Annotated in this window: 9 protein-coding genes and 3 pseudogenes; 5 read left to right on the forward strand and 7 right to left on the reverse strand. The window is 40.9% G+C overall.

Annotated elements, in window-relative coordinates; genetic code table 11:
* The first annotated feature begins 447 nt into the window (after positions 1–447).
* Positions 448–1,923: pseudogene (locus tag BTN49_RS11110) on the forward strand (IS66 family transposase).
* On the opposite strand, the gene BTN49_RS14280 reads toward BTN49_RS11110, so the two are convergent.
* The 3 genes from BTN49_RS14280 to thiI form a co-directional block, all read right to left on the reverse strand.
* Entirely contained in the window at positions 1,924–2,094 is a 171-nt protein-coding gene (locus BTN49_RS14280; RefSeq protein WP_158523754.1) for a hypothetical protein, read from the reverse strand.
* Positions 2,084–2,221 carry a transposase gene (locus tag BTN49_RS11115; RefSeq protein WP_097357222.1) on the reverse strand — a complete coding sequence of 46 codons (138 nt, stop codon included), beginning with the start codon at positions 2,219–2,221 and terminating at the stop codon, positions 2,084–2,086. Before BTN49_RS11115 ends, BTN49_RS14280 begins: the two co-directional genes overlap by 11 nt.
* Positions 2,222–2,747: 526 nt before the next feature.
* Positions 2,748–4,196 carry a tRNA uracil 4-sulfurtransferase ThiI gene (gene thiI / locus BTN49_RS11120; protein ID WP_097357317.1) on the reverse strand — a complete coding sequence of 483 codons (1,449 nt, stop codon included), beginning with the start codon at positions 4,194–4,196 and terminating at the stop codon, positions 2,748–2,750.
* Positions 4,197–4,359: 163 nt separating this feature from the next.
* Between thiI and BTN49_RS14285 the strand changes: the two are divergent.
* Positions 4,360–4,535: pseudogene (locus BTN49_RS14285) on the forward strand (IS982 family transposase); the annotation flags it as partial.
* 361 nt (positions 4,536–4,896) lie between these two features.
* Here the strand turns inward: BTN49_RS14285 and dxs are convergent.
* Genes dxs through xseB form a run of 3 tightly spaced genes read right to left on the reverse strand, consistent with a single transcriptional unit; the run spans position 4,897 to position 7,929 of the window.
* Positions 4,897–6,762, reverse strand: coding sequence for a 1-deoxy-D-xylulose-5-phosphate synthase (gene dxs / locus BTN49_RS11130; RefSeq protein WP_097357224.1), 1,866 nt, complete (start codon positions 6,760–6,762; stop codon positions 4,897–4,899).
* A 29-nt stretch (positions 6,763–6,791) separates the two neighbouring features.
* Positions 6,792–7,691, reverse strand: a complete 900-nt coding sequence (ispA, locus tag BTN49_RS11135) for a (2E,6E)-farnesyl diphosphate synthase (protein WP_097357225.1) — start codon at positions 7,689–7,691, stop codon at positions 6,792–6,794.
* On the reverse strand, positions 7,684–7,929 hold the full coding sequence (gene xseB, locus BTN49_RS11140; protein WP_097357226.1) for an exodeoxyribonuclease VII small subunit: 246 nt from the start codon (positions 7,927–7,929) through the stop codon (positions 7,684–7,686). Before xseB ends, ispA begins: the two co-directional genes overlap by 8 nt.
* Positions 7,930–8,147: 218 nt before the next feature.
* Here xseB and pomA point away from each other — a divergent pair, with 218 nt between their 5' ends.
* Entirely contained in the window at positions 8,148–8,909 is a 762-nt protein-coding gene (pomA, locus tag BTN49_RS11145) for a flagellar motor protein PomA (RefSeq protein WP_097357227.1), read from the forward strand.
* Between the two features lie 10 nt (positions 8,910–8,919).
* Positions 8,920–9,843 carry a flagellar motor protein MotB gene (locus BTN49_RS11150; protein WP_097357228.1) on the forward strand — a complete coding sequence of 308 codons (924 nt, stop codon included), beginning with the start codon at positions 8,920–8,922 and terminating at the stop codon, positions 9,841–9,843.
* A gap of 1,140 nt (positions 9,844–10,983) precedes the next feature.
* Here BTN49_RS11150 and BTN49_RS22685 read toward each other — a convergent pair.
* Positions 10,984–11,662 (reverse strand): annotated as a pseudogene (locus BTN49_RS22685) (IS982 family transposase); the annotation flags it as partial.
* 621 nt (positions 11,663–12,283) lie between these two features.
* Here BTN49_RS22685 and nrdR point away from each other — a divergent pair.
* Positions 12,284–12,733 carry a transcriptional regulator NrdR gene (nrdR, locus tag BTN49_RS11175; RefSeq protein WP_097357233.1) on the forward strand — a complete coding sequence of 150 codons (450 nt, stop codon included), beginning with the start codon at positions 12,284–12,286 and terminating at the stop codon, positions 12,731–12,733.

The following is a 12,733-nucleotide window of genomic DNA, read 5'->3' on the forward strand; positions in this document are numbered from 1 at the left end:
ATGATAAAATCGGTTTTTTACTGAACAACGATTGGTTGAGGGTAACTATTTTAGCCAGATAACTTGCACTGCGTGTACTTGCATAACCTATGCATCAACATAAGGCAGAAAAACCATTTTAACGCTACGAACTTAACGGCTTTTAGTAGCATATCAGAGAGTACTAAGACGTTCATTTATAAGTATTTCAGCACACATACGTCATCCGATATGATTAGTAGCGGACTTGCGCTCAAGAACGATGAGGTGCTCAGTGAAAGCATTATTTACCGGTATATATGGTGCTATTGATTAAATCAGGACTATAATGAACTGATCCCAATATTTGTTACAGTCTTAATTTGTGTAATCGTTTACCAGTCCCCCAGTGAAAAGCAATAAATGATGATTATTTTCCGATCAATAATTGACTATTAAGTGATCTTCTCAGCCTGCCAAACTGGCTTCATGAAAAAGAAGCATTTTAAAAATGGACCACCCACTGTGGAACAATTGAGATCCGAGCAAACTAACGCACTCATCCGTGAATTATGAAACAAGCTTCGTGAGAGGTTGTTTGCTAGTTCACAGAACTCCTCATCCTATCCGTCGTCTGATTCCCTCGCAGCAAAGGACGCGCGATAAAAGATGAACACCCTCACAACTGAAATCAGATAGGCGCTCAGCCTAGCCATGAGGGATACAAAAGACCAGTAATCGGGCTCAAAGAAACCGATTCCATTGTGTGTTATTAGCCAGATACTTGCTGCACCCAATACGGTGGAAATGTTGTTCCTAACACGAAGTTTACCCATAGTCATCAAGTCTTTGAGTTACCCAAAGCATCATTGGATATTACTGGAATATCCATTATTCCATGGTCGGTGCCAGCACTGTAACCATACCGTCCGAGTTAATTTGCCCGATGATGCCAACATTAAGTAAGTTAGGTCCTCGGTTGCTTAGCCACATTGCTGTTTTATCTGGTCAAGATCACCTGAGTATCCGAAAAATAAAGCGCCTTTTTATTTCACCTAGGAATTTCCTCCTAGAAACTATATGTGGGGGGCTTAAGGCATGTCCTAGATCAATACGGTATGCATTTTTCTATCAGACTGATTAGTTATACCCAAGGATGAATCAGTAGTATTTTAACGCCGTTGCACTAGGCGCTGCATCACCATATAGAAATCTGCTGTTATTCATATAGATGAAACAACGCACAAACGAAATGGGGAAGCGGCTACCCGAGGGGTCTGGCTCCTCAGTGACAGTGATGCGGTATATCAGACCATTCATTATCATCGTAATGCGGAAACAGCAAAAGCAATGTTAGATGAACAGTGCCACACGATAGTGATAACCGACCAATGTGGTAGTTATAACTGACTGAATCCTACGCGCCACCCGTTCTGTTAGGCTCATGTCACCCGCAATTTACAACAAATGGCGGAGTACATCGGTGGAGGTTTAACGTCTCATATTAGCAAACTTTTTATTCTGCTCTGCCATGCAGAATTCCGAATTCAGCACCGCTATGAGCAAGGAAAGATCACCGACATCAAGTGGCGGGGGAATGTCTAGTCTTATAAAAATCTTTCAGCTTGACTAAGAAAAGGCGAACAGGTTCCAACATTTTGGTATGCTGAAAGATGTGTCTATATCTTGAAGCACGAATAGGGACTCTGGATTTTCCTTGATCATGAAGGCGTACCTTTGACCAATTATAAAGCTTAGCGGTGTATTCGTGGCAGCGTCATCATGCGGAAAATCTGCTTCGGTACCAGCTCTCACTAAGGAGAACGGTTCCGTTCATGTGTTCTGTCCGTGGTGGAAACCTGTAAGACACGTGGGCTGTCTGCATGGGATGTCATTAGTGATGTAGTGTCATCGGTGATCCGCAAGCAATCCTATTCCGACGTGTTTAATCTCATAAACACCTAGTCAAGCAACCTCTGGTGAACGCTTACGAAGTTTGCACCAGATATGCCGCTTATCATTACCGTGTTTACATGTTTTCCATTCACCTCCATCGTATACTTTTAGACTTGTGACATCGATAATAACTCCTCGACCAAGCAAATAGTACTTAACTTTTACGGTCTTAGAACGCATTACTAATGCAGGTGTATGTAGGGGATTTCAGCGGGATATTCATCAACGTAAAAACTGAATTGAGAAATATTTCTAATCCACGAAGTAGGAGTTTAAAAATACCTTTCACCATCAGTGCCATTTCCATCGAGGTATCCTAAAATATAAACCCACAGCCACGATGACCATGCTGTTTTAGAGAATGCATGCCTTAAAAGCAGCGACATTTACCCAAAAAGGCACTGAGCTACAGTTTACTAATGCTGGATTATATTATTTCCAATTACTGATCTTGTGCTTTGCTTTTTCCATCATCACCTCCCGCTTAATTCCATGATAATCCAATCGTAGGAATTGCTATTAGTTCAGATATTTTGGAAACAACACCTTTGACACCTGAAATCAGGTGTTTTCCCATGCAGGAAGGAGAACTTAACAGGAATCGTCGATATCGGTAAAAACTGCATTTAACTTATTAATTTTAAAGTTTTTTTACGACTGATGATGTGTTCCAAACTAGCAGATTTCTAATTAGCTATTTAGTTTGTTTCTTATACGTGACTCAGGTTATCAGAGGCTTTCGCGTCACTATAACAAGTGTAATCTTGATGGTGAACTGATACTGACTTCTTTCGAAAGTTTGTGATCTATCATCGATAGTATTAGCATTATGATTAAGGAAGATACATTTTTACATTACTATAACCGTTCTCTTGCAGATATAGGGTTTGTAGGTAACTCATCACGCCACGTTCACAATATAGCAAGTAATTTTTACTCTGATCTAACTCGCTAAATTTGGTAAACAGCCTGAAGAAAGGAATATGGATCACTTCAACGCCATCGATCTTTAGCGGCTTGCGCTCTTCCTCTTCTTGGCTTCGGATATCCAAAACCACTGCTTCAAGAGTTATGCTGCTCCCATATTCATCCTCTGGAATTTTTTCTTTGCGTAACTTTCCAATCTCACGGATATCTAAGATACACGCTTTACTAACGACTTGTTTCAGAATATCAAAATTGAATTTTGCTTCTTCAATTTCCAGCTTTAATTTCTTAGCCTTTATGGTAGGTTTCCGTGAAATCACGCCACAATACTCAGGTACGGTTTTCGAGAAATCTTCAGTGCCAATATTGCGTGCCAAATTGATGATGTCTTCCTTGTCCCAATTGATTAAGGGACGTAAGATTAGAATATCTGTCACATTGTCAATCATACGAAGGTTGGTTAACGTCTGGCTAGATACTTGGCCTAACGCTTCACCAGTCACCAATGCTTGAATACCATTCTTTTCTGCAATCATCGATCCTGCACGCACAAACATGCGTTTCAGCACGACGCCCATTTGGCTGTTATCAATATTCTCCAGAATTTCAGCAACTACAGGTTTGAAATCGATCGACACGAATTTTACTTTCGCAGAAGAACCAAATTTCTCCCATAGATAGTACGCAATTTGTTGTACACCAATTTCATGAACAGCGCCACCAAGATTAAAGAAACAGTAATGCACTTTGCTGCCGCGTTTAATGTGAAGGTAACTAGACACACTTGAGTCGAAACCTCCAGAAATTAAGCTAAGTAAATCTTCTTGTGTGCCTAGAGGAAAACCACCTAAGCCTTTATAACGGTTACGTATCACATTGACGTTTTCCTTATCAACGTCAAGGTACACGGTGACTTCTGGATTCTTAAGCTGTACTTTTGCTGACTCCACGTCCTTATTCAAGCCACCACCTACATATCGTTCGACATCTGTAGAGGTGAATGAATGGTTACCACGTCGTTTAGTACGTACACAAAAGGTTTTACCTACGATTTGATCACACACGGAAGCGGAGACGATCTCATAAATATGATGGAGATCCGTGAACACGGTTTGTTCCACTTCCAACACATGGTGAATACCTGGTGTATTGGTCAGCACTGCCAGTGCAGTGTGATGTTGCGAGTTATCTTTCAGCGAAACCTCGATATGAACATAGCGATTAAATACAGTGATAGAATTTAACTTTCTCTTTAGAACATTCCTGATATTGGCGACCAATATTTTCGTGAAACGTTTCCGTACAGATTCACTTTTAACCATCACCTCTGGATGAATTTTTACGATAAATTTCATATCAAATTTTGCTACCGCGTTATTAAAGCCCAAGATTATACAATAAGTTAACTTGATTCGAAATATACTAGCTAACCTGATCTGTGCATAAGAGATGAACTAAATGCCAAAGTCGAGATCTGATAGTTTAGAAAAAACTATTTACTCCATAAGGACTTATGGCATGAATAACTTAGATGCTGTTTTCGTCGATATCGACGCTTTTTACCAGACTTTCCTCCCTGCATCAGAAAAACACCTCATTTCTTCCGATGTTAAACAAACAAAGAAACAAACCTTTTCGCCTCTCACGTTAGCGAAGTTATGACCATAGTGATAACTTTCCATCAATCGGGGTATTGAGACTTCAAAACCTATTACATCCACTTTGTTTACCACTACCTCACCAAATAATTTCCTGAATTAACCTCAGATCTGCATAAGTAAGCGCTTATGCAGATCTGAGGTTAATTACAATGCCCAAGTTATGGCAGCACTGGTAAATGTGAAAGCGATAAGCAAAGTTATACGACTCGGTATTCCTGTTTGCCAGTAGACAAATTAAGACTGTAAGAAAGATTGGGATCAGTACGTTATAGATCTGATTTAATCAACAACGCCTAGGCTAGACCATAAGTGACGCACTTATTATCTAAATTTAGGAGTAATGCAATCATGTTTACTATGTGATCTTGACTGGTTTTACTTTAGTTGAAGTTCCTTATTGATTTAGATAACGCTGGATTTGTGCTTCGATGCCTTTAGCATCTATTTCTAATTCTTCATGCAATTCTTCCTGCGTTCCTTGATGCACAAACTTATCAGGGAGGCCAATTTGTAGCACTGGCTTAATTTGATACGATTTCATCAGGTATTCCAAAATCCCCGTCCCTGCTCCACCAGCAATTGCATTTTCTTCCACTGTAACCAATACATCATGATTGGCAACCAATTGATCAATTAACGCTTCATCTAGAGGTTTAACAAAGCGCATATCTGCCACTGAGCTATTCAGCCGTTCTGCAACTTCCAATGCCGCAGACAACATGGTGCCAAAACTCAAAATTGCAATACCTTCACCTTGTCGACGTATTACACCTTTACCGATTGGCAGCGCCGTCATTTGTTTTTGAACCTTCGCACCGCAGCCGGTTCCACGAGGGTAACGTACTGCAGAGGGTCCTGAATGTTTGTGACCTGTATAAAGCATTTGGCGACATTCATTTTCATCGCTTGGCGCCATGATCACCATATTGGGAATACACCGCATAAAGCTTAGGTCAAAGGCACCTTGGTGGGTTTGACCGTCTGCACCGACCAACCCACTACGATCTATAGCGAACATCACAGGTAATTCCATTATAGCGACATCGTGGATCAGTTGATCATAGCTACGTTGTAAGAATGTTGAATATATAGCAATAACTGGGTTGTAGCCACCAATCGCCATGCCTGTCCCAAGCGTCACTGCATGTTGCTCTGCGATTGCCACGTCAAAATAACGGTCAGGAAATTCCTCAGAAAAACGCACCATGCCGGAACCTTCGCGCATTGCTGGTGTAATAGCGAGCAGTTTATCATCTTCGGCTGCCATGTCACATAACCAATCGCCAAATACCTTAGAAAAAGTAGGACCAGAGGCTATTGCTTTTGGCAAGGTGTTTTCAGCTGGATTGAATTTTGGTACGGCGTGATAGCCGATAGGATCTTTTTCAGCCGGCTCGTAACCTTTGCCTTTTTTTGTCATAACATGAAGTAATTGCGGCCCTTTGAGGTTACGCATATTTTTTAGGCTTTTAACCAAATCTTCTACGTCGTGCCCATCAACAGGACCAATATAGTTAAAACCTAATTCTTCAAACAGTGTACTAGGAACTACCATTCCTTTGAGGTGCTCTTCCGCGCGACGAACCCATTCTTTAATAGGTGGTGAACCTGCCAATATTTTCTTTCCACCTTCACGGATAGACGTATAAAAATTACCTGAAAGTAATTGTGCTAAATGGTTATTCAGTGCACCAACATTTTTAGAAATCGACATTTCATTATCATTGAGTACAATCAGCATATCTGAGTGGACATCACCCGCATGGTTCATAGCTTCAAAGGCCATACCGGCGGTAATCGCACCATCACCAATTACACTTACGACTTTACGATTACTACCTTCTTTTGCAACAGTAATGGCAAGGCCAAGCGCCGCGCTGATTGAGGTTGAGCTATGGCCAACAGAAAGGACGTCGTATTCACTCTCTTTCCTCCACGGGAAAGCATGCAAACCATTTCTTTTTCGAATAGTTTGCATGTTTTCCCGACGACCCGTTAAAATTTTGTGTGGATATGCCTGATGGCCTACATCCCAGATCAAATGATCAAACGGAGTGTTGTAGACATAGTGTAGTGCCACTGTTAACTCTACAGCACCCAGTCCTGACGCGAAGTGGCCGCTAGAATGGCTGACAGAATTAAGCAGATACATTCGTAACTCGTTACATAGGATCAGTAATACGTCCCGCGGAAGCATCCGCAATTTATCAGGAGTATTTGCCAGCGCGAGCGTTGGGTATTTTTTTATATCGAGAGTCATAAATTCGTATTGACGTGACTTAATTGTTTTCAGTTCTTGCGGTCAATTATATACTGGGCAAAGAATCCCAGTTGCTGTGTGTCATAAGGGATAGCGTATAGCGCGTGCAATGCCTCTTGATAGAGATATTCCGCTTTCTTTCGCGCCCCGTCAAGGCCAAGTAGAGCAGGATAGGTATTTTTCGCTGCGGTGACGTCGGAACCCTGTGGTTTTCCGAGTGTAAATGTGTCACTTGTGACGTCGAGAATGTCATCTTGCACTTGGAAGGCGAGGCCAATAGCTTCTGAAAATTTATCAAGCTGAGGCAGGCATACCACTCCTTTTTCACCGGCAGAAAAAGCGCCAAGTCTTATGGCACAACGTATAAGAGCACCCGTCTTGTTGCGGTGTATAACTTCCAATTCGGGAAGGTCGATTTTTTCTCCTTCTGCAGCGAGGTCTAATGCCTGTCCTAGGCACATACCTGCCGCGCCAGAGGCCTCAGCAAGTTCCCGAACCATATGAATGCGATACGCATCACCCTCCACAGACAGGTCACCGTTTGCAAGAATAGTGAAGGCCAACGTTTGCAATGCATCTCCTGCTAAAATGGCATTAGCTTCATCAAACATGATGTGGCATGTCAGTTGTCCTCGGCGCAAATCGTCATTATCCATCGAGGGTAAATCATCATGAATAAGTGAATAAGCGTGAATACACTCGACTGCCGCTGCGGGTGTGTCTAGGGTGTTATCCGTTAAACTAAACAATTTACCAGTGACATAGGTGAGATAGGGACGTACTCGTTTTCCACCGAGCAATAGTCCATGCTTCATTGCTTGAATTAACGGTTGGTCTTCGCAGCCTAAAGAGGCTATCCAGTACTCAAGTTGTGCATTGCTGCGTTGCTGATAGTATTGACAAGTCATTTCCAGAGAAGTATCAGTCATCAAGAGTATCTACGAATGATTCCAGAGGAGTATTATCATCCTGAGCTAAAAGGATTTCTACTCGTTGTTCAGCATCTGTTAAAGTTTTTTGTCCTTGTCGTGCTAGCGAAATACCGCGCTCAAACTGTTTAAGCGCTGAATCTAGAGGTAACTCACCACTTTCAAGGGCGTTAACTATCACATCTAACTCTTTGAGCGTATCCTCAAAAGTCATATTTTCTGGTCTTCTAAATGCCATAAGAGTCCTCTATTAAGGAGCATAATTGATAATTTAACTCAGTGTGTTATAGGGGTCAAATGTTTGAATAGAATTATGTATACTTAGGATGCTTCCCTACAATTCACAATTACACGCTAAAACTAATAGAACAAATGCCGTTAAACAAAATAGCTGATTAAGATAAATGGGTAAATTTAATAGTCATTTTGCTTTTTATTCGTTAAGAGGATCAATCTGTGGATTTAGCCACACTTATTGGGATTTTAGGTGCATTTGCCTTTATTATAATGGCAATGCTATTGGGTGGAACCTTGAGTATGTTCGCTGATGTCCCATCGGCGCTAATTGTATTTGGTGGTAGCTTCAGCGTTGTATTGATGAAATACACAGTGGGGCAGTTTTTGGGCGCATTCAAAATTGCAGGTAAGGCTTTCATGTTCAAGGCTGACGATCCTGAAGATTTGATTGCTAAAGTCGTAGAAATGGCAGACTCAGCACGAAAAGGTGGTTTTTTGGCCTTGGAGGAAATGGATGTTTCTAATTCTTTCATGAAAAAAGGCGTGGATATGTTAGTGGATGGGCATGACGCCGAAGTAGTAAAAATTACGCTGAAAAAAGACATTGTCCTAACTGAGGAACGTCATGACAACAGCGCACAGTTTTACAGTGCACTCGCAGATGTGGCACCTGCAATGGGAATGATTGGTACACTTATCGGACTGGTTGCCATGCTTTCAAACATGGATGACCCAAAAGCCATCGGCCCTGCAATGGCGGTAGCTCTCCTTACCACTCTTTATGGTGCAATGTTGGCGAACATGGTTGCCATTCCTATCGCGGATAAACTTCGTTTAAGAAAAGATCAAGAAAAACTTAATCGTCGTCTCATTATGGATGGCCTACTGGCGATACAGGATGGTCAAAATCCACGTATTATTGGTAACTATCTTAAAAACTACCTCAACGAGAAAAAACGTATCGTTGACATAGACGGATAAGGAATTAGGTATGGCTGAAGAATGTAAATGCCCTCCCCTTGGTCTTCCTGCTTGGATGGGTACGTTCGCAGACTTGATGTCACTACTCATGTGCTTCTTCGTACTTCTGCTTTCTTTTTCAGAAATGGATGTATTAAAGTTTAGACAGATTGCAGGCTCCATGAAACTGGCTTTTGGTGTACAAAACTTGCTTGAAGTGAAAGACATTCCTAAAGGTACCAGTATTATTGCGCAAGAATTTCGTCCTGGGCGCCCTGAACCCACCCCCATCGAAGTGATCATGCAACAGACCATTGATATAACGCAACGTACATTAGATTGGCAAGAGGGTGAGTCTGAACGTTCTGGAGGTTCACAACGTAACTCTTTAACGTTGAATGTGGGTTCAGAGACCAGTGAAGACTTGATGCAGGTGTACAATATAAAACGAATGTCAAACACGGTTAAAATGATGATAGAGGTTCTCGAACGAGAAGTTGATGAAGGTGCGATTGAAATAGAGAATCTTGGACAACAATTGATTATTCGTATTCTAGAGAAAGGGGCATTTCCTGCAGGTTCTGCGTTCCTACAGCCCAAGTTTCGTTCTTTAGTACATAAAATCACCAGTCTTGTAAAAGACGTTCCCGGCGAAATACGAGTGTCTGGTCATACAGATGATTCACCATTAGATTCTGAATTGTATCGCTCGAACTGGGATTTATCAGCACAGCGCGCGGTATCAGTAGCACAGGAAATGGAGAAAGTTGCGGGCTTTGACCCGATGCGTATGCGTGTCGAAGGTTTTGCAGGATCTATGCCTCTCGTTCCAAATGACTCACCACTAAATCGTTCACTGAATCGTCGTGTAGAAGTATCTGTCATGCAAGGTAAGCCGATAGAATCAGATCAATTATCAGCGGATTTACCTATTCAACCAATTAAAAAATACTAATTTGCATTAGTAGCTATATGTTATGAAAAATCCTAACTTTTTCCAGACTCAAGTCTAAAGTGCGACACTTTCTAATCAAACTGCTAATGCCATTCCATTTAAAAATAACAACAGACTGCTAAAACCAGAAATATTTCTTAGGCTGCTGTTTAATCCTTGCTTAAAAAAGGTAATATTTAGAGCTGTATAAATTTTCAATTTTATCTTTTTCTTTACGTAACCTAGGCTGCGCATCAGAACTTTAGCATGAATAATTTAGATGCGTTATTCACCGATATCAACGATGATTATTTCTTTCTTCTATCTGGATTTCGTGACTTTAAAATGTATCACACGCAATTTATCTACCGTCACATCACATGTGAATTCCCTGATTTGGTTAGTGGTACACGAATGCGGTCATGTGTTCAATAGGTTGTACTTTGGGCGTTGTTTCCCAAATATCTGAACTAATCGCAATTCCTACGATCAGATCATCATGGAATTAAACGGAAGGTTATAATGGGAAAGGCCAAGCACCAGATCAGCAACTGGAAATAATATAATCAAGCATGAGTAAACCGTGGCTCAGTGACTTTTTAGATAGACTTCACTACTATTAAGACATCCCATTGTCTAATGCATCACGGTCATAGTGGCCATTAGTTTATATTTTGGATACTGCGATTGAAACAGCACTGATGGTGAAAGGTATTTTTAAGCTCCCACTTCTGTGGATTAAAAGGTTTTCTCAATTCAGTTTTTTCGTTGATGCATGTCCCGCTGAAATTTCCTACATACACCTGTATTAGTAAGTATTTGAAAAGCGTAAAAGTTAAGTACCGTTTGCCGCTCCGCTCTAGGAGCTGTAGCCCACGTCTTTATTGATGCCACAGGCCTGAAAGTATACAACGAAGGTAAATGAAAAACGCGTAAACACGGGAAGGAAAAGCGGTGTATCTAGCGCAAATTTCATCTTGCCGTTGATGTGTCTACTCATGAGGTTATTTCTGCAGAAGTTAATTATAGTTTCAGTGGATGATAATGAGATTTTACCTATGATTATTTAATCCATTACGACGAAAGATACAGAAAGTCAGTGCTTATAGAACCTCTGACACAAAAGCATATCACCACGTACAGAAGAACAAAGGAATAACGCCAAAGTTTCATCACCTTTTGTTTTATATTATTTTTCAGACCCGTTATCAGTATCACTCCCTTGTCTGCAAGTTCCCGCTCCAATGGATCAGAGATATAACCTTTGTCTCCGTATAAACACTCCAAATGCTCGTCAACCATTTCCGACACAGGCTTTCTATTATTCACGTTAGTCTTCGTCACTTTGACTGAAATAATGCTACCTTGGTCATTGACAATAAGGTGTAAATTTAAGCCGTAGAATTACCCCATCGTTCCTTTTCCTCTCTTCGAGGTACCTTTAAAAACATGATGTCTGAAAATGAATAGGTTGTGATGAAGCTGTAGCTTAGATGAATCAACGAAGGCAATCCCTGTTGGCCTTGCGTGACGGTGAGTGAGGTAAGAGCAAAGCAGAACCAGAACACCTTGCATGAGCTTGATCATCCTCGTTTAGCTAACTCATTCAGGAAATTCGTTGGTGAGGTAGCGGCAAATAAAGTGGATGTAATAGCTTTTAAAGTTTCGACACCAAGATTGATGGAAAACTATCACTATCGTCATCACTTAGCTAACTGGGAGTTAAAAAGGCTTGTTTCTTTGTTGGACACCAGAAGAAAATTAGGTGTTTATCCCATGAAAGGAGGAAAGTCTGGCAGAAATCATCGACATCGAGGAAAACAGCGTCTAAGTTATTTATGCTCAAATCCTTATGCAGTTAATAGTTTTTTTAAACGATCAGATCGCAAGTTTGGCATTTAGTTCATTTCTTATGCGCAGCTCAGGTTAATAAAATGCTCAAGTTAGTGAAACGCTGAAAAATAGGAAAGTGATGAACAAAGTTATAATATTCGGTATGCCTGTTCGCTAGTAGACAAATTAAGACTGCAAAAAAGATTGGGATCAGTGCATTATAGGCCTTATTTAATCAACAACACCAGTCATGGTACCTTTTTGGAAAGGTGAAGCTGTGCTAGTGGTCTAAACAATGGTTTCTTGGCTATAACTCTTGATATTATAACCTAGGATAGGTTCGTTAGCATCTGGAATGAATTTGAACCTGCTTCGTACCAAACACTAGTTAATATCAAGTTTATGGTCTTAAATGGTGTAGTTAGCCTTTGGTCTGACATTACTGATAGTGTGTATACAGGTTAGACCTACTGCTACCCCCTCAAATCAATTGATATGTGTACAGAAATGAGAAAAAATAAAAGACACTTATAGGTCTTTTTTCTAAAAACGACGATTTAACGCCATAACCCACTTACCATTTTATCTAAATCGGTTACACTTGCTTCTATTCTTTCAAGGAGGCAAGATGCACTGTCCATTTTGTGGTGCGAATGACACTAAGGTCATTGACTCAAGGCTAGTGGCTGATGGTCATCAAGTTCGTCGCCGTCGCTTATGTCTAGCATGTAGCGAACGTTATACCACGTTCGAAACTGCGGAATTAGTGATGCCACGAATCATAAAAACGAATGGTAATCGAGAACCCTTCAACGAAGACAAATTACGTGGAGGCATTCAACGTGCACTGGAAAAACGTCCAGTGAGTGCTGATGATATTGAAAAATCGATAAACAATATGAAGTCAATGATTCGTGCGGTAGGTGAGCGTGAACTTTCTTCTACCATGGTTGGTAACTTAGTTATGGATGAACTGAAAGAACTCGATAAAGTCGCATATATACGGTTTGCTTCTGTGTATCACTGCTTTGAAGATATTCGAGATTTTGGTGTAGAAATTGCTCGGTTGGAAAAATAA

The sequence above is a fragment of the Candidatus Enterovibrio escicola genome (genome assembly GCF_002464935.1).
In the GTDB taxonomy this organism is placed as follows: domain Bacteria; phylum Pseudomonadota; class Gammaproteobacteria; order Enterobacterales; family Vibrionaceae; genus Enterovibrio; species Enterovibrio escicola.

Coding starts and splice junctions, on each gene's coding strand:
- BTN49_RS14280 (WP_158523754.1), bottom strand. CDS start 2,094: ATGCGTTCTAAGACCGTAAAAGTTAAGTACTATTTGCTTGGTCGAGGA.
- BTN49_RS11115 (WP_097357222.1), bottom strand. CDS start 2,221: ATGGAAATGGCACTGATGGTGAAAGGTATTTTTAAACTCCTACTTCGT.
- thiI (WP_097357317.1), bottom strand. CDS start 4,196: ATGAAATTTATCGTAAAAATTCATCCAGAGGTGATGGTTAAAAGTGAA.
- dxs (WP_097357224.1), bottom strand. CDS start 6,762: ATGACTCTCGATATAAAAAAATACCCAACGCTCGCGCTGGCAAATACT.
- ispA (WP_097357225.1), bottom strand. CDS start 7,691: ATGACTGATACTTCTCTGGAAATGACTTGTCAATACTATCAGCAACGC.
- xseB (WP_097357226.1), bottom strand. CDS start 7,929: ATGGCATTTAGAAGACCAGAAAATATGACTTTTGAGGATACGCTCAAA.
- BTN49_RS11150 (WP_097357228.1), top strand. CDS start 8,920: ATGGCTGAAGAATGTAAATGCCCTCCCCTTGGTCTTCCTGCTTGGATG.
- nrdR (WP_097357233.1), top strand. CDS start 12,284: ATGCACTGTCCATTTTGTGGTGCGAATGACACTAAGGTCATTGACTCA.